The organism is Microbulbifer sp. MLAF003, from assembly GCF_030012965.1.
GTDB classification, from domain to species: Bacteria; Pseudomonadota; Gammaproteobacteria; order Pseudomonadales; family Cellvibrionaceae; genus Microbulbifer; species Microbulbifer variabilis.
In genome coordinates, this window is the sequence record NZ_CP120232.1 from 4,026,383 (window position 1) to 4,047,901 (window position 21,519).

Annotated in this window: 21 protein-coding genes and 2 pseudogenes; 15 read left to right on the forward strand and 8 right to left on the reverse strand. The window is 51.4% G+C overall.

Features of this window, described 5'->3' with window-relative positions; translation table 11 throughout:
• Window positions 1-11 precede the first annotated feature (11 nt).
• The 3 genes and pseudogenes from P3339_RS19230 to fabV form a co-directional block, all read right to left on the reverse strand.
• Window positions 12-245 (reverse strand): DUF2789 family protein, encoded by a 234-nt coding sequence (locus P3339_RS19230; protein WP_020412003.1) that lies wholly within the window; start codon window positions 243-245, stop codon window positions 12-14.
• An 85-nt stretch (window positions 246-330) separates the two neighbouring features.
• Window positions 331-1,373: pseudogene (locus P3339_RS19235) on the reverse strand (NADP(H)-dependent aldo-keto reductase).
• A 151-nt stretch (window positions 1,374-1,524) separates the two neighbouring features.
• Window positions 1,525-2,703: an enoyl-ACP reductase FabV gene (fabV, locus tag P3339_RS19240; protein WP_282951604.1), complete on the reverse strand. Its 1,179-nt coding sequence runs from the start codon at window positions 2,701-2,703 to the stop codon at window positions 1,525-1,527.
• Window positions 2,704-3,188: 485 nt separating this feature from the next.
• On the opposite strand from fabV, the gene P3339_RS19245 reads away from it, so the two are divergent.
• From P3339_RS19245 to P3339_RS19255, 3 genes are all read left to right on the forward strand, one after another.
• The gene (locus P3339_RS19245; RefSeq protein WP_020412000.1) at window positions 3,189-3,617 is read left to right on the forward strand and encodes an acyl-CoA thioesterase; all 429 of its coding nucleotides are present in this window, start codon (window positions 3,189-3,191) and stop codon (window positions 3,615-3,617) included.
• A gap of 77 nt (window positions 3,618-3,694) precedes the next feature.
• A complete protein-coding gene (locus P3339_RS19250) occupies window positions 3,695-4,267 on the forward strand; it encodes a tRNA-(ms[2]io[6]A)-hydroxylase (RefSeq protein WP_020411999.1) in 573 nt (190 codons plus the stop codon).
• Between the two features lie 96 nt (window positions 4,268-4,363).
• Window positions 4,364-5,074 (forward strand): DUF2238 domain-containing protein, encoded by a 711-nt coding sequence (locus tag P3339_RS19255; RefSeq protein WP_282951605.1) that lies wholly within the window; start codon window positions 4,364-4,366, stop codon window positions 5,072-5,074.
• Window positions 5,075-5,077: 3 nt separating this feature from the next.
• Here P3339_RS19255 and P3339_RS19260 read toward each other — a convergent pair whose 3' ends face one another.
• Window positions 5,078-5,554, reverse strand: coding sequence for an Lrp/AsnC family transcriptional regulator (locus P3339_RS19260; protein WP_020411997.1), 477 nt, complete (start codon window positions 5,552-5,554; stop codon window positions 5,078-5,080).
• A gap of 187 nt (window positions 5,555-5,741) precedes the next feature.
• On the opposite strand from P3339_RS19260, the gene P3339_RS19265 reads away from it, so the two are divergent.
• Window positions 5,742-7,424, forward strand: a complete 1,683-nt coding sequence (locus tag P3339_RS19265) for an aminotransferase class V-fold PLP-dependent enzyme (RefSeq protein ID WP_282951606.1) — start codon at window positions 5,742-5,744, stop codon at window positions 7,422-7,424.
• Between the two features lie 5 nt (window positions 7,425-7,429).
• On the opposite strand, the gene P3339_RS19270 is transcribed toward P3339_RS19265, so the two are convergent.
• The 3 genes and pseudogenes from P3339_RS19270 to P3339_RS23630 form a co-directional block, all read right to left on the reverse strand.
• Window positions 7,430-8,332, reverse strand: a complete 903-nt coding sequence (locus P3339_RS19270) for a universal stress protein (RefSeq protein ID WP_020411995.1) — start codon at window positions 8,330-8,332, stop codon at window positions 7,430-7,432.
• Entirely contained in the window at window positions 8,332-8,844 is a 513-nt protein-coding gene (locus P3339_RS23625; RefSeq protein WP_353056940.1) for an STAS domain-containing protein, read from the reverse strand. The genes P3339_RS19270 and P3339_RS23625 overlap by 1 nt, the downstream gene beginning before the upstream one ends.
• A pseudogene (locus P3339_RS23630) lies at window positions 8,818-9,836 on the reverse strand (SulP family inorganic anion transporter); the annotation flags it as partial. The gene P3339_RS23625 and the pseudogene P3339_RS23630, both read right to left, overlap by 27 nt.
• A gap of 388 nt (window positions 9,837-10,224) precedes the next feature.
• On the opposite strand from P3339_RS23630, the gene P3339_RS19280 reads away from it, so the two are divergent.
• The 10 genes from P3339_RS19280 (at window position 10,225) to P3339_RS19325 (ending at window position 18,955) form a co-directional block, all read left to right on the forward strand.
• Complete coding sequence (locus P3339_RS19280; protein WP_282951607.1) at window positions 10,225-11,298, forward strand: HlyD family secretion protein; 1,074 nt, start codon at window positions 10,225-10,227, stop codon at window positions 11,296-11,298.
• Window positions 11,286-11,504, forward strand: coding sequence for a permuted SH3 domain-containing protein (locus P3339_RS19285; RefSeq protein WP_282951608.1), 219 nt, complete (start codon window positions 11,286-11,288; stop codon window positions 11,502-11,504). Before P3339_RS19280 ends, P3339_RS19285 begins: the two co-directional genes overlap by 13 nt.
• 96 nt (window positions 11,505-11,600) lie before the next feature.
• Complete coding sequence (locus P3339_RS19290) at window positions 11,601-12,302, forward strand: ABC transporter ATP-binding protein (protein WP_020411992.1); 702 nt, start codon at window positions 11,601-11,603, stop codon at window positions 12,300-12,302.
• Between the two features lie 13 nt (window positions 12,303-12,315).
• Window positions 12,316-13,629, forward strand: coding sequence for an ABC transporter permease (locus P3339_RS19295; protein ID WP_282951609.1), 1,314 nt, complete (start codon window positions 12,316-12,318; stop codon window positions 13,627-13,629).
• 9 nt (window positions 13,630-13,638) lie between these two features.
• Window positions 13,639-14,847: an FtsX-like permease family protein gene (locus P3339_RS19300; protein WP_020411990.1), complete on the forward strand. Its 1,209-nt coding sequence runs from the start codon at window positions 13,639-13,641 to the stop codon at window positions 14,845-14,847.
• Window positions 14,848-14,934: 87 nt separating this feature from the next.
• Window positions 14,935-15,468, forward strand: coding sequence for a nuclear transport factor 2 family protein (locus P3339_RS19305; protein ID WP_282951610.1), 534 nt, complete (start codon window positions 14,935-14,937; stop codon window positions 15,466-15,468).
• A gap of 114 nt (window positions 15,469-15,582) precedes the next feature.
• Window positions 15,583-16,935, forward strand: a complete 1,353-nt coding sequence (locus P3339_RS19310; protein ID WP_282951611.1) for a sigma-54-dependent transcriptional regulator — start codon at window positions 15,583-15,585, stop codon at window positions 16,933-16,935.
• Entirely contained in the window at window positions 16,935-17,207 is a 273-nt protein-coding gene (locus P3339_RS19315; RefSeq protein ID WP_282951612.1) for a hypothetical protein, read from the forward strand. The genes P3339_RS19310 and P3339_RS19315 overlap by 1 nt, the downstream gene beginning before the upstream one ends.
• A gap of 80 nt (window positions 17,208-17,287) precedes the next feature.
• The gene (locus P3339_RS19320) at window positions 17,288-18,259 is read left to right on the forward strand and encodes a sensor histidine kinase (RefSeq protein WP_282951613.1); all 972 of its coding nucleotides are present in this window, start codon (window positions 17,288-17,290) and stop codon (window positions 18,257-18,259) included.
• A gap of 411 nt (window positions 18,260-18,670) precedes the next feature.
• Window positions 18,671-18,955, forward strand: coding sequence for a high-potential iron-sulfur protein (locus P3339_RS19325; protein WP_020411986.1), 285 nt, complete (start codon window positions 18,671-18,673; stop codon window positions 18,953-18,955).
• A 31-nt stretch (window positions 18,956-18,986) separates the two neighbouring features.
• Here the strand turns inward: P3339_RS19325 and P3339_RS19330 are convergent, their stop codons facing one another.
• Window positions 18,987-19,913, reverse strand: a complete 927-nt coding sequence (locus P3339_RS19330; protein ID WP_282951614.1) for an AraC family transcriptional regulator — start codon at window positions 19,911-19,913, stop codon at window positions 18,987-18,989.
• 380 nt (window positions 19,914-20,293) lie between these two features.
• Here P3339_RS19330 and P3339_RS19335 point away from each other — a divergent pair, with 380 nt between their 5' ends.
• Window positions 20,294-21,436, forward strand: a complete 1,143-nt coding sequence (locus tag P3339_RS19335) for an efflux RND transporter periplasmic adaptor subunit (RefSeq protein ID WP_282951615.1) — start codon at window positions 20,294-20,296, stop codon at window positions 21,434-21,436.
• Window positions 21,437-21,519: the final 83 nt, after the last annotated feature.

Genomic DNA, 21,519 nt, shown 5'->3' on the forward strand with positions numbered 1-21,519 from the left:
AGTGTTACAACTTAATGGCGCAGGAGGGAATCCAGCTCATCAACAGCGACGCACCAGTCAGAATCTTCCTCTATGGCGCTCCGAAGAAACTCCCTCTGCCCCTCAGTCCAAAATGATGCGGAAGATAATTTCTCATGCCTATGCAAATAGTGAGTAATCAGAAACTCATGAATCGCCGCATCTTCCGACGACATCCCCAGCTGGGCAAAGAGATCGTTGAGCGTGTGATGCCCGGTCGTTTCCATGGGAGCTGCCTCTCTCGTGCTCACGTGATGTATTGGTACCGATTTAGTGGTTTGTGTTCCCCATTATAGATAGCAGAGCCACCTATTACGGAGCCGGATTTGGGTTGTACTGATGAATAGCTTCAATCGCAGCTAGCTGTTCGTTATCCAAAAGTAATTCAGTGCTGGCAATATTGCTACGCAACTGCTCCATGGTGGTTGCGCCGATGATATTGCTAGTCACAAACGGCTGCTGGTTGACGAATGCCAGAGCCATCTGCGCAGGGTCTAGACCAAACTGGCGGGCCAACTCCACATAAGCACCGGTAGCTGTTGCACTGCGATCGTTTGTGTAGCGTTGAAAACGCTCATACAAAGTCAGGCGTGCCCCTGCAGGCCTTGCGCCGCCAAGGTACTTGCCGGACAAGACACCAAAGGCAAGTGGCGAATATGCCAGAAGGCCACATTGCTCCCGGATGGAGATCTCCGCACAGCCCACTTCAAAGCTCCGGTTGAGCAGATTGTATGGATTCTGAATGGAAACGATACGCGGCTTACCATAAACAACTGACTCTCTTAGGTATTCATGCATGCCCCAAGGCGTCTCGTTAGAAATACCGATATAACGCACCTTGCCTGCCTTGACCAACTCCTCCAGTGCATTGAGTGTCTCGGCAATAGTAATGCCATCATCACCTCCATGCTGGTACCCTAGACAACCAAAAAAGTTGGTTTGGCGTTCCGGCCAATGGACCTGATAGAGATCGAGGTAATCGGTGCCCAGCCTTTTTAGGGACTCATCACAAGCTTTCAGTACATGATCTCGGCTGAGGCGCGGTCCAGAACGCAGGTGCCTAACCCCGGATTAGCCTCACCGCGCCCCGCCACTTTTGTGGCAATAATTACCTTGTCACGACCGCCACGGGCCGACAGCCATTTACCGATATATTCCTCGGTGAGCCCCTGAGTCTCAGGGCGCGGCGGCACCGGATACATCTCGGCACAATCGATAAAATTTACCCCTTGATCAAAGACATAATCCAGCTGTTTAGCCGCATCAGCAGCTGTATTTTGCTCACCAAAAGTCATTGTGCCCAGACAAATCTGGCTGACTTTGAGATTGCTGGTGCCAAGCTGGCGGTAATTCATGGCGTCCTCTCTCCACAAAAAGGCGAAACAGGAATTATGCCGTTTTGGGGCTTGAGAGAGTAGATAGAAGACCTGGTTGGGGTTGGATCAAGGAGCGGCCATGCCGCTCCTTGTAGAATGCAAAATTGCAGTCGGGACTGGTTCAGCGTGATCAGCTGAATTCAGCTTCTACCTGTGGGCTGGTGTCTGCGTCGTAATCAACACCGGTTACGCCAAAACCAAACAGCTTGAGAAAATCGGCCTGATAACCTTTGTAATCAGTCAACTCAAAAAGATTTTCTTTGGTCACCTCTGGCCACAATTTTTCAATCTTAGCCTGGGTCTCCTCGCGCAACTCCTTGTCATCCATACGCAGGCGGTTATCACTATCGAGGCGTGGGCTATCGGTGTACAGACCCTCGGTATACAAGCGGTACAACTGCTCGATACAGCCTTCGTGGGTGCCCTCTTCTTTCATCACCTTGTAGACCAGGGAGATATATAGTGGCATCACTGGAATTGCAGAGCTCGACTGAGTGACCAGTGCTTTCAGTACCGCGACATTTGCCGCCGCCTGACCACTTTCAGTAATGGCTCTGGCCGCCCGATCCAGGTCCTCCTTCGCCTTACCAATAGTCGCATGACCGTAAATAGGCCAAGTTAACTTTTCACCGATATAGGTGTAAGCAACTGTCTTGCAGGTATCTGACAATACGCCGGCATCGCCTAAAGCCTGCATCCACAGTTCCCAATCCTCACCGCCCATAACCTTCACGGTATTGGAAATCTCTTCCTCACTGGCAGGGTCAACTGTGATGTCCGAGATTTCCAGCTTGTCGGTATTGAGGTTCCTGGCGGTGTAAGACTCACCGATCGGCTTCAATACAGAACTGTAAAGTTCACCAGTCTTGGGGTCGGTACGACGTGGAGATGCCAAGCTGTAGACCACCAGGTCTACCTGCCCCAGATCCTCTTGAATCATCTCAATCGCCTGGGCCTTCACCTCATCAGAGAAGGCATCCCCATTAATACTCTTGGCGTACAGGCCCGCCTTATGCGCTTCGTCCTCGAACGCAGCCGAGTTGTAATAACCGGCAGAAGCGGTGCGCTTTTCTGTGGGCGGCTTCTCAAAGAACACCCCCAGGGTCTTGGCGCCACAACCAAAAGCGGCAGTGATACGCGAAGCGAGGCCGTAACCGGTGGAGGCACCTACAACCAGAACCCGCTTGGGGCCATTCTCAATTGCTGGCTGAGACTTGATGTACTCAATCTGTTCACGCACATTGGCTGCACAGCCCTGCGGGTGGGCATTGGTACAAATAAATCCGCGTACTTTCGGCTGGATGATCATCCTTACTGTCTCTCCCTTTGCACTTGGGGAATCGTGGTTATGTGATCACAGATACGCTTACAGCGCATCGGGAAAACACTGACGGCCCCAAGAATAAAGACACTTGGGACATATTCCCGGCCATTCTACTGGTTGTGGCTGGTGAGTCCCATAGCGACATTTCCAGGCTGGCGAGCAGATTGTCCAGAATATCCCACCCAGCGGCCAAAGCAGCCACCAAACCCATCTATTGTGACTTATCGCACTATTTATGTGCTCTCAGGTGCCTAATCGCGCCAAATATGTGCTTGCCTTAAACTCCGTGACAGTCTTTACAACCTTTTTCCTCGGCTACACTTTTTTTGCCTTGGCACGCTGTATGCAGTAACTCCCTATGTGAGTATCGATTTAATCTCTGTTGCGAAATTTGCCGAGGATTACTTCTGGCAAATTCGCCACCAGTAGCTCACCAATTGTTCATTCCACAGTTAGTTAGGAAGGTCAGTGTGAAATACTATTCGCGTCACTGTGTAAAGCCCGGCGACCTGAACCCCGCCCAGCGCCTGTTTGGCGGCCAGTTACTCGCCTGGATTGATGAAGAGGCTGCCATTTTTGCCGGCTGTCAGATGGGTACACCAATGCTGGTAACCAAGCTAATGTCAGAGATCGATTTTGTCAGCCCAGCCTGCTGCGGAGACGTAGTAGAGTTTGGGTTTGAAGTGATCGGCATTGGCCAGAGTTCACTCACCGTGCACTGTGAGGTTCGCAACAAGCAGAGCCAGGAGTTGATTGTGCAAGTCGAGCAAATAGTCTTCGTAGCTTTGGGTGCTAATGGCAGGCCAACCCCCCATGCTAAAGCCGGCATGTCCCTGGAGCAGGCGCGAATTGCTACCCAGCGCGATCGGGAAGTACGCGAACGCCGCCTGGCGAGCTAAAACCTTTTTCAACAGGGCCAGCAGGTCAATCCTATCGATGGCGGTATAATGGCGTTTTTGCGTCACCGCCATCCACCATGTTCCAACTGTATTACAAGACCCCGAAAGACTGGGCCCAAGTCGTTCTCAGTGACTTTAACCGCTTCCTGCAGGATCATGCCGCAGCGGAAAAGAAAGCCTCTGGTATGGCAGTGTCCATGTTCTCTCACTATCCCGATAAACCTCTACTGGTCGAGGCCATGGTGAATCTGGCTTTAGAGGAGATGAACCATTTCCGCCAAGTGATCAGGATTATGCATGAGCGGGGGATCTATCAGGCACCAGATGAGAAAGATCCCTATATTCATGCCCTGCGCAAGCTGATTCGCCGTGGTCCGGAAGAGTACCTGATAGACCGCCTGCTCACCGCAGCAATTATTGAAGCGCGAGGCTGTGAGCGTTTTGGTTTGGTCGCTGAGGCCCTTCCAGCGGGATCATTACAAACTTTCTATAAGGTCATTACAGAAAGTGAGGCCCGCCACCATGAACTGTTTGTTGAGTTGGCCTTGGAGTATTTCCCCCGTGAGGCGGTGGAGAGTCGTCTTGCCCATTTGCTGAATGAGGAAGCCAGGATTATTGCCGCCCTTCCCTACCGGCCGGCCCTGCATTAGCTATTCATACCAGGGGGCATTTGGCCCAATCCACAACGGCGGACAATGGTGTATCCTGGCGCAGATATACTTTTTTTGCAGTGGGTTTTTACAGTCATGTCCGCTATTCGAAAACACTGGTACCGCCTGTTATTACTGGCTATTTTCTCAGTCGCATGGGGCTGGTCAGCCTGGCAGCCGCTGCATCCGGATGACTGGTTATTAGAAAATTACCTGGTCTTTGCGGCGCTGCCGGTAATTTTGATCAGCATACGTATGCTCCCGCTCTCCAACGTCTCTTATACGCTGATCACCGTGTTTATGTGCCTGCATGTGTTTGGCTCCCACTACACCTATGCAGAAGTGCCCTTTGGTTACACTCTGCAGGAATGGCTTGGCGCCGAGCGCAATATGTACGATCGCCTGGTGCACTTTAGTTTTGGGTTGCTGCTCGCCTACCCAGTGCGGGAAATATTAATACGCCTGGCTGGTCTGCGTGGATTCTGGGCCTACTTCTTCCCAGTAGATGTGACGTTTGCCCTCTCTTCTATTTACGAAATTATTGAATGGTTGGCAGCACGGACAGTTTCTCCGGAGTTGGGAATCGCGTTCCTCGGCTCCCAGGGCGATATCTGGGACGCGCAAAAGGACATGCTGCTGGCGGGGCTGGGCTCCATCCTGGTGATGCTGGTCGTACTGGCCTTGAATCTCTGGCTCAGCTCCAATGCCTGGCGGGAAATCCGCAATAGCCTCAAAGTACCACATGGAGACAGGGCTCTTGGCGAGGCAAAACTCCGCCAATGGTTACGCAAGCGCCACAGCCACTGAAGCTTACTTATCAACAGCGTATGTGAGAGGTAAACGGGTCGTCTGTTTCATGGTCTCCATTACGAAGCTGGAACTGACATCAAACAGGTCGGCCTTAATTAGTTCTTTATACAGGCGGTCGTAACCAGGCATATCGGTCACCACCGCCTTGATCAGGTAATCCAGATCCCCACTCATCCGGTGTACCTCCAGAATCTCAGCAACCCCCTGCACCAATTCGGCAAACTGGGCTGCCCACTGGTCATTGTGTTGGTTGGTACGGATAGAGATATATACAGTCAGGGGCAAATTTAACTTATGCTGGTTTAGCAAGGTCACTCTATCAGCGATAATCCCTTCCTCTTCCATCTTGTGAATGCGCCTCCAGCAAGCGGATTTTGACACACCCACTCGCTCAGCAATTTCCCCAACAGACAGCGTCGCATCCCCCTGTAACAGCTCCAGAATTTGTTTGTCTTGCCTGTTTAGCCGCGCCGCCATCAAAGCCCCTCCTTTAAAACATTCATAATAATTACTAGTGTTTCCACCATACCTTTTTAAAGCATTAACGTACCGAAAAATAAAATAAAACGGCACAATGTTTCGAAATTTACCAATTAAAAAAGACAAACAGGGACATTGTTTCGGTGTTAAAGCACTAGAGTAATTTCCATGAAAAATACAGGAAATGGAACTCGTGACAGCTCTCATCAAATACATCCGTGACTCAGTTATTGGCGATATGCAGCCCATTGCCACCCCCTTCGGACAGCGACCACTGGTGTACGCTGATTACACTGCATCCGGCCGCTCACTATCTTTCATCGAAGACTCTATTCGCCAAAAGGTGTTGCCTTACTATGCCAACACCCATAGCGAAACGTCTTACACCGGTGCTCAAACCACAGGATTCAGAGAGGAGGCGAGGAAAGAGATCCGGCGTGCAGTCAACGGGAGCGAGGAGCACAAAATCATATTCTGTGGCTCCGGTGCCACTGCCGCCATTAACAAGCTGATCGATATTCTAAAGTTGCGTCCTCCGGTGGACTTGAACCTGCAGCATCGCTTCAGTGACAGTATTTCTGCCAGCCAGCGTCCTGTCGTATTTATTGGGCCCTATGAACACCACTCCAATGAATTGCCCTGGCGGGAAAGCATTGCCGAACTAGTGTCTATTCCGTTGAATAGCACCGGCACATTGGATCTTGATACGCTCGAAAATCAGCTGCGTGCGTACGCTGACCGCCCCCTGCGGATCGGCAGCTTTTCCGCCGCCTCTAATGTCACCGGCATCGTGACCGAAGTAGAAGCTGTCACCCGCCTACTTCACCAGTACGGTGCCCTGTCTTTCTGGGACTACGCCGCGGCCGCCCCCTATATGGCAATTGATGTGCGCGGTGAGCAAGACCCCCGGGGCGATAGTTCAAAAGACGCTGTATTTATCTCTCCGCATAAATTTGTCGGTGGCCCCGGCACTCCAGGAATTCTGGTGGTGAAAGAGAAGCTGCTGCAAAACGCCGTCCCTGCAGCACCCGGCGGTGGCACGGTGCTCTATGTCACTCCTGAGGATCACCGTTACCTCGAAGACCCGGAGCGCAGCGAGGAAGGCGGCACCCCGGCGATAGTCGAGTCCATTCGCGCAGGCATGGTCTTTAAACTCCAGCAAACTGTGGGTATCAATGAAATAACCCAGAGGGAGAAGCGGCTGATCGGCCATGCTCTCGAGCGCTGGTCAAAGGAAGAGAACATCGAGGTTCTCGGCAACCTTGATATACCGCGCCTTTCAATTATCTCGCTGCGCATCAAATGGCGCGGGAAGGATTTGCACTACGGTTTTGTGGTGGCACTACTCAATGACCTTTTCGGAATCCAGGCCCGCGGTGGCTGTTCCTGCGCAGGCCCCTATGGGCATACCCTTCTGGATATCGATATGGCCTATAGCCGGGCGCTGGAGGGACAGATACTCAAAGGGCAAAAATTAATGCGTCCGGGCTGGGTACGCCTGAATTTCAATTACTTCATCAGTGAGACAGTATTCGAATATCTGCTTGAAGCCGTGGCTCTGGTAGCGCGCCACGGCTGGAGACTACTGCCGTATTATTATTTCGACCAGGATCAGGGAGTCTGGCGCTATCAAGGCAAAAAACCAGAGTCCGCAGCCAGCCTGGCGCAATTGAACTTCAGCAATTGCCCTTCCAGTAAAAGCGAGCAGGAGGTGTCATTACTTCCTCTAGAGGAGTACCTGGCCATTGCCGAGCGGGAGCTTTGCCGCAAACCACGCAATGCAAAATTCTACGATCTACCGCTTCCCGAGGATGCGGAGGCTTTGCGTTGGTTTGTCAGCCCCCGGGACGCAGTACTCGCGCTCTAGGAAAGTTATCGCAATAGCAGCAGAGGCTGGCGGGTCTTGAGTAGCATCTTCGCTGTGATACTGCCCATCAACAAATCACGCAGACGATTGTGACTGAACGCCCCCATCACAGTGAGGTCAATCTGGTGCTCCTCCTGATAGGTGATCAAGGCCTCAACTGTATTACCCTCCAGATTACTGGCCGTTACTGCGAGGCCGGCCTTGTCCAATTCGGCACTGGCCTCAGCTAATAGCTTTTCCGCCACTTGCGCCGGTCCTACATTTACCAGGTGGCAGGACAGGTCGCGGAACAGCGGGCTACCAGCTATCAGGCCCAGGGCCTTGCACGCCGCCTCACTACCGTCATAGGCAAGCATAATCCTCTGCGGCTGCTGAAATTCCCGATTAACCACCAGTATCGGTTTGTGCAGGGAGCGGACTACAGTTTCCAACTGTGCGCCCAGCCCCTGCTCTGACTCGCCGTGCTCCTCACCGCGAATACCGAGTACCAGAACACGAATGCAGTCTTCCAGCTCCACCACAGATTCTGTCAGGGTGTCGTGGCGCTGGCAGGTAATGACCTGTCCAACGCCGGCATCCTCAGCGCGATTTCGTGCCGCCTGCAGCATGAGCTTGCCCTGCTTCACCAGCAATTGCGCACGCTGTTGCTCAAGCGCCGTCAGTTCTTCCAGCAGCTCTTCCTGGCTGCCTAAGCCGATACTGCCGGTAAAATCGGTGACCGCAGGTACACTACTGCGCTCAATGTTATGCAACAGCTTTAGCGGTGCGTCCAGCTTGGCAGCCAGCCAAGCGGAGTAATCACAGACGGCGCCGGTGTATTGGGAACCATCAATACAGGAAAGTACCACTGGTAAAGACCCACCATTATGTGTCTCTTTATTGTTATTTTCGCTGCTGCTTACGGCCATCAATGTCCTCCAAGAACCCGCTCAATTTCCTCGGGCTTATCGTGTACGCCGAACCGGTCGACGATGGTTTCACTAGCTTCGTTCAACCCTACCAGCTCCACTTCTGCACCCTCACGACGGAACTTGAGCACCACCTTGTCCAGCGCATTTACTCCGGAAATATCCCAGAAATGCGCGCGATTGAGATCGATCACTACAGTATCCACCACTTCCTTAAAATCGAAAGAGGCCATGAACTTATCGGCGGAGTTGAAGAAGACCTGTCCAATGACCTTGTAGGTTCGGCGGCTCTGAGCTTCTTCGAGAGAGCTGCTCACGTACATAAAGTGGCTAACCTTATTGGCAAAGAACAGCGAGGCCAGTAACACACCAACAAATACACCATAGGCCAGGTTATGGGTCCACACTACCACAACCACAGTAGCCAACATCACCAAATTTGTGGAGAGCGGGTAGCGTTTCAGGTTGCGGATAGAACTCCAGTCAAAAGTACCTATGGAAACCATAATCATGACCGCAACTAGTGCTGCCATAGGAATTACCGCAACCCAGTCACTGAGAAACACCACCAGGGTCAGCAGGCCAACGCCAGCTACCAGAGTTGAGAGCCGACCTCGGCCACCGGACTTCACATTGATGACAGACTGGCCAATCATGGCGCAACCGGCCATCCCCCCAGGGAGCCGGCCGCGATATTGGCGATCCCCTGACCTTTACACTCGCGGTTCTTATCACTCGGAGTATCGGTCAAGTCGTCCACAATCGTTGCTGTCATCAGGGATTCCAGCAGACCTACCACTGCCAGACCAGCGGAGTAGGGGAAAATAATCTGTAGGGTTTCGAAATTCAGCGGAACCTCGGGCCAGAGGAAAATAGGCAGAGTATCCGGCAACTCGCCCATATCCCCCACGGTACGGATATCCATCCCCATGGTGACAGCCACTGCCGTCAGCAACAGGATACATACCAGCGGTGAAGGCACAGCTTTACCAATCACCGGGACATAGGGGAATAGGTAAATGACCCCCAGACCCGCAGCTGTCATGGCATAGACCTCCCAGGTACCACCAATCAACTCGGGCATTTGCGCCAGGAAGATAAGGATCGCCAGGGCATTCACAAACCCCGTGACCACCGCCCGTGAGACAAAGCTCATCAAACTACCCAGCTTCAGATAGCCAGCGATGATCTGCAACACCCCGGTGAGCAATGTGGCTGCGAGCAGATATTGCAGTCCGTGCTCCTTCACCAGGGTCACCATCAGAAGGGCCATTGCGCCAGTAGCGGCGGAAATCATCCCCGGCCGACCGCCCACAAAGGCAATGACCACAGCAATACAGAAAGAGGCGTAGAGGCCAACTCGGGGATCAACTCCCGCGATAATCGAGAAAGCAATGGCTTCGGGAATCAGTGCCAGGGCCACTACCAGGCCGGCGAGTACGTCGCGACGTATATTGCCGAACCAGTCGGCTTTGGTCGAAGAGAGCAGCGATGGAAGGAACATAAACGCAAATAAATTTGAATTGATCAAAAAAAGGCCGCGCACTCTACCACAAACCGCCGTCCCCCCGCATGACAACCACTCTCGTGAAACCGCAAGCAAAGTTCGGTATCCGCCCCTCTTCCGGCGCAAATATGCAGCTTACAGTGCCCGGTCCATCTCCCGGACAGGGCGGACAGCGGACACTTTTAGCGGACACCCCTGTGATTGTGCACATCCCCATAAAAGAAAAATATCAATAAATATCAATAAGTTACAGACACAAAAAAGTTGGCACAGGGTTTGCGTAGTAGCTCACAGAGCAGATTTTTTTGATTTGCATCCGAAACAGAAATGCACTGCATCCAAATTACAAAGCAGAAGCAATCGCACAGAGAAGTGGAAAGCAACAATGATTAGAGATACTTCCAGGCAAGATACACAAATCGAAGCCCTACCGCTTTGGAAAAACCCCAAAGCCTATAAGGCTGCCGCCTTGCTTGGCCTCACCATCGCATTTTTGATCTGGGGTGTTAATGCCTGGCATAGGACCGGCTCAGTAGATAACACCCTGTCCTTATCCCGTATCAATATTGCCCAGGTTGAGCGCGGTGACCTGATTCGAGACTTGGTGGTTCAGGGCAAAGTGGTCGCAGCCAACAGCCCCACACTTTATAGCCCTGCGCAGGGCATCGTTAAGTTTGCGGTAAAAGCCGGAGATACTGTGAAAGCTGGGCAAGTCCTCGCCTCGGTTGACAGCCCTGAGCTATCCAACCAACTCGCCCAGGAGGAAGCTCAACTCAATAAACTGTCCGTAGAATTGCAACGGCAGAAAATACAGGCCAAGCGCCAGCAGTTGGAAAACCAGCAAAAGGCCGATCTCGCCCGGGTAAACCTCACCGCCGCCAAACGGGAGTTAAAACGGGCTGAGCTTTCCAAGGAGAAGCAGATTATTTCCCTGCTCGACTTTGAAAAGAGCAAGGACGATATGGCCCGAGCACAACTGGAGTATGAGCAGGCTGTACAAAACGCCGAGCTGGAAAAAGAGTCCCTGAGCTTTGATACCCAAACCCTTCATTTACAAGTGTCCCAGCAGAAGTTGCAGGTAGAGGAACTCGAGCGCCGCGTGCGGGAATTAGAAATCCTCTCCCCTGTCAGCGGCACCATCGGCAGTCTCGCCGTATCCCAGCGCAGCGCCGTTGCCGCTAACGCCCCCTTGATCACCGTAGTTGACCTCACCAGTTTTGAGCTTGAGGCGGCAGTGCCAGAGAACTACGCCGACGACCTCGGCTTGAATATGGCCGTGGCCGTCAACCTAGGGGGCGTGAACTACCCGGTGAAATCACTGCGATATCCCCCGAAGTCATCGACAACCAAGTCATCGCCCGAGTGCGCTTTAGCGAGGGACAACCCCAAAACTTGCGCCAAAACCTGCGCCTCACCGCCCGCGTACTACTGGAGAATCGCAATGATGTGCTGCTGGTGAAACGTGGTGGTTTCCTGGATCAGAGCGGCGGCCGCTTTGCATTCCGCCTCAACGATCAACAACAGGCAGAGCGCGTTGCCATTCAAATTGGCGCGCTGGGACTGAAACAAGTGGAAATCATTTCCGGCCTGCAAGAGGGAGATCAAATCATTATCTCCGCCTCCGAAGAATTGGAGAGGGCACAGCTAGTTGCCCTGAAAGAATAAACCGAGCGAGACATTCAACACGCGCAAGCTACACCCACTCAGTTTCCGCGATTTATCAACGATTTAAAAATTCAGTGACAAACAAGGAACATCGCCATGCTTAAGATGCATAACGTCCGCAAGAGTTTCCGCACAGACACTATTGAAACCCACGCCCTGCGTGACTTCAGCCTAGAAGTCAAGGAGGGGGAATTTGTCTCTGTCACCGGCCCCAGTGGCTCCGGAAAAACGACCTTTCTGAATATCGCAGGGTTATTGGAAACCCCAACCGGCGGCCAGTACCTGCTGGATGGCGAGGATGTAAGTAACCTGAACGATCGCCAGCGCTCCCGCCTGCGTAATGAAAAGATCGGGTTTATTTTCCAAGGGTTTAACCTGATCCCGGATCTAAGCTTGTTCGACAATATTGATGTCCCTCTTCGCTACCGTGGATTCAGCGCTAAAGAACGCCGCAAGCGTATTGAGAAAGTACTGGAGCAAGTGGGCTTGTCCGCCCGCGCAAAACACTTGCCTGCACAGCTTTCCGGCGGACAGCAACAACGTATTGCTATTGCCCGGGCCCTGGCAGGGGAGCCACGTTTCTTGCTCGCAGATGAGCCCACTGGAAACCTCGACTCCCTAATGGCACGCCAAGTAATGGAGCTGCTGGAATTTATCAATGAGTGGGGAACTACCATCGTAATGGTTACCCATGATCCGGAGCTGGCCCGTCGTGCGCACCGCAATATCCAGATCGTGGATGGGCAAGTGTGCGACCTGCGTCCGGTCACAGAGCAACCCGAAGCCGCTACCGCTTAAGGAGTCTGCAGTAATGATTGGATACTATATTTCCCTGGCACTGCGAAGCCTGCGTCGTACACCGACATTAAGTGCGTTGATGGTCGCTGCTATCGCGGTGGGTGTGGGTGCCTCCATGACAGTACTCACCCTCAACTACATGATGTCGCAGAACGCGCTAGAGCATAAAGACGATGTTCTTTTTGCCGTTCAACTCGATAGCTGGGATGTTAATGAAGCCGCAAATACCACCAATGAAATTCCCTGGCAGTTGACTTATAGAGATGCCCAAGCCCTACTGCGCTCTGATATCCCCACCCATCAGGTGGCCATGCACCGCTATGGTTTTACCGTGGAACTGGAAGAGTCAGCAATCCGGCCTTATACCGCTGACATCCGCGTAACCACCCGTGATTTCTTTAACTTATTCGATATCCCTTTTATATATGGAGGCACCTGGGAGAAGACTGCCGACAGCTCACCCATGCAAGTGGTGATACTCTCCAAGGCCACCAATGAAAAGTTATTCTCTGGAGAAGACAGCGTTGGTGAAACCGTCATATTAAATAGCCAACCTTTTACCGTCATTGGCGTTATTGATACCTGGGAACCCTCACCCAAAGTTTACGATGTCAATAATGGTTCCTTTACGAAAGTTGAATCCCTTTTCGTGCCTTTTGGTCTTCACCGCAAGCTGGAAATTTACAGCTGGGGGAATACCAATGGTTGGGATAGTGGAGAGGGCGAAGGTTATGAGGGTTTCCTACAAAGTGAGAGCGTCTGGATTCAGTACTGGGTGGAACTCACTAATAAAGAACAAAAAACCGAGTACGAAAACTTTCTAACCGCATATATTCAAGGGCAGAAGGACCAAGGGCGCTTCGAGCGACCATTGAAATTTGCCCTGAGTAAACCTTCCGAATGGCTGGTTCTCAACGAAGTCCTCAGCGATGACAATCGCGTATTGGGCTGGGTATCCCTGGCTTTTCTGTTAGTTTGTGTTATCAACGCAGTAGCTCTATTACTCGCCAAGTTTCTCCGCAAAGCGCCTGAAGCGGGTGTGCGTCGGGCACTTGGAGCCAGCCGCAATGCCATTTTCACGCAGCACCTCATTGAAAGTTCAACCATCGGTATTCTCGGTGGGATAGCCGGTATTTTACTTGCTTTTATGGGGATCAGTGGAATCCGTTATTTAGCTATGGGACAACTGGATACGGTCGCGAGGATGGATTGGGTGATGGTGATCGCAGCCATCGGTCTCGCGCTAATCGCAAGCCTGCTGGCAGGGCTTTACCCAGCTTGGCGTATCAGTCGCACTAACCCTTCCATTTACCTGAAAACCCAGTAAGGACGAGTCATGCTTGAATTAAAACCCATGTTATCCGCCCTCTGGCGTAACAAAGTGCCTGCCCTGCTGATCGCTCTTCAACTTGCATTGACACTGGCAATCATCAGCAACACGGTTGTGATCGTAAAAGATCGTATTGCAAAGATAGAAAGGCCCACCGGTATTGCCGTAGAGGAGATCATTGCCATCAACGTAATGGCAATTCCCAATAACTACGACATGATTGGAGCCGTATCTTCTGATTTGGAGTTACTGCGAAAACTGCCTTTCGTCAAAGATGCAACCATTACCAACCAAGTCCCCTTATCGCGGTCTGGCTCCGCGGGCACTTTTTACACTCAACCTAATCAGGAGGTCGGCGGCGAGGTCTCTAACAGATACAACACCGACCCAAACTTTATCAATACCCTAGGTTTAAAATTAGTGGCGGGGCGAAATTTTACCAATGCTGAAATGCAATATTTTGATCCAAGTGAAATTCGGGATATCAATGTCGCAGTTATTACCCAGCAGTTCGCCGATAAAATTTACCCAGACCAAGATCCTATTGGAAAACCCCTCTATGATGGCAACACTTCCCATCCAATAGAAATTATTGGTGTTATCGAACGGCATCTGGGCGCCTGGGTGGACTGGTCAAAAGCAGGTAATGTGGCCTTTTTCCCCATTGTCAGAAATACTCAGGACGTCAATTATTTAGTACGCGCCGAACCAGGCAAGCGCGATGATGTGTTAAAAACCTTGGTAGATAAACTGTCTGAAAGGGACCCTCAAAGAGTCATTAAAACCAGAGTGCTCTCAGAGTATGTCGCTCGCAGTTATGCAGGCGATAACTTAATGGTCAAAGTGTTATCTATTGTTGCGGCCACACTCAGCTTTATCGTAGCGCTGGGGATCGTCGGGCTGACAATTTTCTGGATTAACCAACGCGCCAAACAAATAGGTGTTAGACGTGCACTAGGGGCTAGCCGCAGCAATATCAGCCGCTATTTCCTGATTGAAAACAGTCTGATTGCCGTTACCGGTATCGCCCTGGGCAGTGCCGCAGCCCTAATCGTTAATCAGTATATGGTACGCGATTACTCTCAGCCGGTATTAACCCTACTACCTCTCCTTATCTGTGCTCTATTGGTATTGGTTGTTAGTCTCGCTGCTGCACTAGCGCCAGCTCTGCGTGCAGCCAATATCTCCCCGGCTACCGCCACGCGCAGTGTATAAAATCAAATTGAAACTGGTGGTCGGGCTTTTTAGCTGACCGCCAGTGTGGTGAAAAGTAAGATAGTAAATAAAAAGGGAGAATTTATTATGCGAAATTATTTGATGGCTCTAGGTTTTACTGCCATATCAATTTTCATACCCACAGCAATTGCCGAGCAACATCCCGTCGTTGCCGGCCCTCAAGCTACAGAGGAATTAGAAAAGGAAATCACCGTTGTGGACTCACAACTTTTTGATGCTGTTTTCAACAGCTGCGACATTAAAAAACTGGGTCAACTCGTCACCGATGATTTTGAAATGTACCATGATAAGTGGGGGAAAACTGCAAGCTCAGCACAAGAGTTTCTCAATGGTATTAGCAGTATGTGTGAACGTCAAAAATCCGGCAGTGACATTAAAGCGCGCCGCGAACTCATTAACGATAGTGTTAAAGTTTTCCCAATGAACAACTACGGGGCCATTCAAAGCGGTACACATAAATTTTATGGCATAAATGCTGATAACAGCGAAGTATTACGCGAGAGTGGACAGTTCACCCACCTCTGGAAAAAAGAGGATGGGCAGTGGAAGCTCGCCAGAGTATTGAGTTTTGATCACCAACCTGCCAGCAATGGTCACTAGCCTCTGACACTAACGTTCAAACCTACGGCCTGGATTTAAACACCAGCGGCAGCAGTTCCCCCTAACCACTCACTCATTGCATAATGGCCAGCTTACAAGCTGGCTCTTGGTCCTATGGATAAAATACTCATTATTGACGATAACAGCGGTATCGTCTCGGCCCTGGAAATACTGTTGTCATTACATGACTTGCAGCCCCTCTGTGCCATTACTCCCCAGGCAGGTCTGCAATTATTACGAGAGAACCGGGATATCAGCCTGGTGATCCAGGATATGAACTTCACTGCGGATACCACCTCTGGTGAAGAGGGGCGCGAACTGTTTTTTGCTATTCGAGAAATCAATCCGGATCTGCCCATTATCCTCTTGACCGCCTGGACGCAATTGGAAATGGCGGTGGAGCTGGTCCGCGCTGGAGCGGCCGATTACCTGGGCAAACCCTGGGACGATAACAAGCTGATCTCCACGATTGTCAACTTACTAGAGCTGGGCGAGCTACAAAAGCGCCAGCGTGCGTCACAACAACAGGCAATGAATGCCCGCAGCGAACTGCGAGAAAAGTTTGACCTACGAAATATTATTTACCGTAGCGATAATATGCAAAAGCTTTTGGAAATGGCCACCCAGGTAGCCAAGTCCGATGTACCTGTGCTGATCACAGGCCCCAACGGGGCGGGTAAAGAAAAAATAGCCGATATTGTTCAAGCTAACTCACTACTCCGTGATGGCCCCTTTATCAAAGTGAATGTCGGAGCACTGCCGGAGGAGCTGATGGAAGCGGAGCTCTTTGGCGCGGAGCCCGGAGCCTACACCGGAGCAGGAAATAAGGCCCGTGAAGGTCGTTTTGAGGCGGCCGATGGAGGCACCCTGTTTCTCGACGAGATCGGCGAACTCTCTGCCAGTGGCCAAGTAAAACTGCTACGCGTGCTGCAAACCGGCGAATTCCAGCGTCTTGGCAGCAATCAAACGCGGAAGGTTAAAGTACGGGTAATCAGCGCTACCAACAGTGACCTGCCCAAGTCCATCACTGAGGGCAACTTCCGCCAGGACTTATACTACCGCCTGAATGTGATCGAGTTGCGTCTACCGCCTCTTTGTGAACGCCCCGAGGATATAGCACCTCTGGCAATAAGCTTTTTAGGTGAAAACAGTAACCCCAAAAAACTTTCCCCACAGGCACTGACCGCAATGACCCGCTACCAGTGGCCAGGCAATGTACGCGAATTACAGAATGTGATGCAGCGTGCATCAGTCCTGTGCCAGGAGGACACCATTGATGAGGCGGTGCTGGCCTTGCCCGAACAGCCTGTAACTGAAAAAGTTGATGTGAGTTTTGAGCCTAGTAGGGAGCTACTACAGCAAACCCTAGCCAGCTGCAATGGTATTATTGCCCAGGCCGCAAGAGAGCTGGGTATGAGCCGTCAAGCGCTGTATCGTCGCCTGGAAAAACATGGTATTTCCTATTGATGTCCAAATATTTTTCCCTGGAGGGGCGCATCGTTGCCACAGCCACTCTGGCATTGATTATAGGTACAGCTATCCCATGGCTTTGTATTTATATAGGCCTGGATCCACGCTTATCGTGGGCTACGGGGCTGTTCCTCGGGATTATTATTATCCTGGGGCTGATGCGTCAGGTTCTCACTCCCCTGACGACCACCCTTAAATCCTTACAGGGGGGCTACTTAATTTTCGCGATGGTGATTTTTCGATCTCTCTGGTCCCTCCCAGGGATATAGAGCTCCGCCAGATTACAAATTTATACAACGAAATCGGTGAGCACCTGCGACGTGAGCGCGCGCATATTTATCAGCGCGAATTGCTCCTCGATACTGTGATCCAAAGCTCACCGCAAGCGCTGTTACTTGTCGATCAAAGCGATCACATCATTTATTCCAACAGCAGTGCCAAAAAACTACTTAATGCCGGCAGGCCCATCCAGGGCCTGCTTTTACAGAAACTACTCCCCAATAGCCCAGGGGAGATCGCAAATGCTATTAATAATTGGGAAAACGGGCTTTTTAACTACACCGATACAAATGGAACTCACTCCATGCACATCGGTAATAGTACATTTGTACTCAATGCGCAAAAGCACCGCTTGATTGTTTTGCGTGAGATGACACGAGAGTTAACCCGCGCTGAAGTAGAAGTTTGGAAAAAAGTCATTCGCCTAATCAGCCATGAGCTCAATAATTCTTTGGCCCCCATATCCTCACTGGCGCACTCAGGCAAAATGCTTATCGCCAAGCCGGATAAAGCTGCGGCGCTGGAAAAAGTTTTTGATATCATCGCCGACCGCTGCAAACACCTGACGGAATTTACCCAGGGCTATGCCAGTTTCGCGAAGCTGCCCGCCCCCAGTTGCGAAACTGTGGATTGGCAGACACTTATCGAGCGTATTGCCCCCTTGCAGGAATTCACCTTGTCGGGGGATTTACCAGAGCGCCAGGGGTATTTTGACCCAGTACAAATCGAGCAAGCCCTACTGAACCTGATCAAAAACTCCCACGAGGCCGGTTCCAGTAATGAAGATATTAAAATTACCATCAGCACTGATGGCCTAGGACAAAAACTCGTAATTGCGGATCGCGGCTGCGGCATGAGTGAAAAAGTTCTACAACAGGCACTACTTCCATTTTTTTCTACCAAAGAACAGGGTGTGGGCCTTGGCTTAGCGCTGTGCAGAGAAATTGTCGATGCCCACGGAGGACACATTCAACTGCTAAACCGCCCTGAGGGAGGATTACAAATTACCTTATGGCTGCCCTGGGCTAAAGAATCTCACTAACGAGGAACTTGCCCAAAAAGCAAACCATCAAATGGTTATCTGCTCAAATAGCAAGTTATACAATAAATTAAGTGTCATTCAGACCTATAGCAGCTTTGGCTAAACAAGGCAGCTCCCTATTTATGGGAGCAAAAAACTTTAACAAAAATTTCTTTTATACAACTACCTAAAGCAACCCTATCCAACAAAATCACGGCAGAATAAATAGTGCTCCTCCAGCGGCTAATTTAGTGCGAAGCCTGATTTCAGCTGACCAGGGAACAGACAGGTGTATTGAACCCTCAAATGACAATAAGATTGATTCTTACTTCTCTTTTCTTCTGTAAAAAGTGTTAATCCCAGCAAAAACCTCTCGTCCAGCTACTCTGAATTTTTGAAGCCCTAACCAATTAATTTGGACACTTTTCTAGCATGGACCGGAAACAGACTATCTCCCGTAGAAAATTCCTCAAAATCTCCAGCTGCTCACTAGCGATATTACCGGCGGCAGTTATTGTCACAGATCGCACTAACGCACAGATCAAGGCAAAAAAAGAAGCCGTGAATTATCAGGACACACCAAATAATGGCAAGAAGTGCGTTGACTGCCAGCTTTTCCAGCCGCCTAATGCCTGCATCGTGGTCGAAGGAGAAATCAGTCCTGAGGGGTGGTGCAGCCTGTTTGTCCTCAAACAGGGTGATGCCACCTCGGACTAGGCTGGCACCCTTTGCTCACCACGCAGCTTACTCACATCCGCACGTGGGGGAGGCCAAACATGCGGCTGTACTCACGGCTAAAATGTGAAGGACTTTCATATCCCACCCTATAGCTGGCGGAAGCTGCCTCCAGGCCCTCAGTGAGCATCAAGCGGCGGGCTTCATGTAAGCGCAATTTCTTTTGAAACTGCAGGGGCGACATGCGGGTGATTTGCTTGAAGCTGTGATACAGCGATGACTCGCTCATATTCGCCTGCTCTGCCAAGTCACTAATGCGTAGCGGCTCCGAGTAGCGGTCCTTCAATACTTCAATGACTCTGGATACCCGATTTGCCTGACTGTCTGCCATAGCAAACTTGCGCATACGGGCACCGATTTCACCCATTAAGGCGCGATAGATAATCTCCCGTCGCGCCAGGGGGGCCAATATCTGAGCATCCACAGGAGTTTCCAACAGGTGTACCAGCCGGCTCAATGCATCCAGCATTCCCTGATCCATCTGCGTCACACAAAGGCCACAACTCACTTCAGGGCAGTCATACCCCGCCTCCACTCCCGGGGCCTTATCTCCCAACTCCAATACCAGGTCAGCTACTTCTTTGGGATCTATCGTTAACTTCACACCGAGGAAAGGGGTGTCCTCCGAAGCACGCTCTACTCGCCCAAGAATGGGAAGGTGTACTGAAGTCGCCACATAGCTGAGAGGCATATAGGAAATTTCCCTGTCTCCCAACTCCAGAGTTTTACTTCCCTGAATAATAAAATTGAGAGATGGCGCATATACAGAGGAGGCACAAGCTACCGGCTCGTTACAACGGATTAGGGCCAAACCATCCAAGTAGGTTTCTATTAGCCCCTGCTCGGGTGCCAGTCGCTGGAGTGTCCCGGCCAACTTCTTGCGAGTAGGTTCAAGCAAAGAAGTTGGAGACTGTTGATTCACACTGCCATCGGTTCTCATACGTTCCCCTTTCGACCGCATCCCAGCGGGCTACATCAATCTAGGTGGCTCACAGTATACGGAGTTTTAGGCAATCTCCCGACTCTTTTGCAGGAATGGGCAATTACCGTGCAGTAATAGATAACCGCAGACGAATCATACCTATCAAATCACGGTAAAATCTCACTCAATTTGACAAACAACTAGTTATATATCCAGTTCCAATTACTCCCCCATGCGGCACTCATTTCTACATCACTTTCCCCCTTAAGCAGGAATAGGCAATCAATCCATAGTTACCGGATACCCTCATCATCTTGCTCATCATTAAAGTTGCAGCCCTAGTAGGAGAGGAGCCATTCAGCACCTCCCTCTTCCGTAGCAAAGGGAGTACACGCGTTATGGTCAAGAAATTAACAGTCACTTTACTCGGTCTGTCCGCACTGGTTCTGTCCGGTTGTGGCACCGGCGAGCCTGCGGGACAACAGCCGCCGCCACCTGCGGTTGAAGTTGCAAGAGTCGGCTCTGAGCCTACCACCCTGTGGCGCAGTTTTACCGGGCGAGTTGTAGCGCCCGAAACCGTGGAATTACGTCCCCGCGTGAGTGGCTATATCGACCAGGTTTCCTTTGCCGAAGGTGCCCTAGTAAAACGTGGCGATGTCCTGTTCACCATCGACCAACGCCCCTATAAAGCCCGTCTTCGTGCTGCTGAGGCCGATTTACAGCGAGTGCGCAGCCAGCTGTCCTTCAGTGAAAAACAGGCCGGCCGCGCCCAGCAGCTACTGGACAGCAAAGCGATCTCCCGCGAGGAATACGACCGTCGCATCGCCTCAAGGGACGCGGAACGCGCAGCCCTAAGCGCCGCAGAAGCAGCAGTGGAAAACGCCCGACTCGACCTCCAGTACACTCAGGTCAAGGCTCCAATTAGTGGTCAGGTAAGTCGCGCCCTAGTCACTAAAGGTAATCTCGCTAATGCCGATGCCACCTTGCTGACCACTCTGGTCTCTGTAGACCCCATGTACGTCTACTTCGAAAGCGATGAACAGACTTTCGCCGAGAGCCGCCGCCTGCTCAAGGCCGATTCTGCGCCTCCAGTACATATCGGCCTCTCCGGTGAAAACGGCTACCCCCATAAGGGCAAGCTGGACTTTATCGATAATCGCCTCAATAGCCACACAGGCACCATCCAGTTCCGGGCAGTGGTTTCCAATACCGAAGGTACTTTTAAGCCCGGACAGTTCGCCCGTGTGGAGATGCCCATTGAAGAAATGGATCAAGCAGTACTAATCGATAGCAAGGCCGTACTTACCGATCAGGACCGCCGCTACGTCTATGTGGTCACTCAAGAGAACCTGACAGAACGTCGCCCAATTCAAGTAGGGCCACGCCAGGGTGAGCGCACGGTAATTCGCAGTGGCCTGCAAGTTGGCGAACGAATTGTGGTCAACGGCCTGCAGAAAATTTTCTTCCCCGGTATGCCCGTGGTGCCTGAAATGGTTGCCCAGCAAGTGCGGGGTGGTGGCGCCCAGGCAGCGGGCCACTAAGACAACGGGTAGAAGGCAGCCCTACTATGGCCAGCATCCACTCTGGAAGAGTTATATCAATGGAATTCGAGCGTTTATATTGC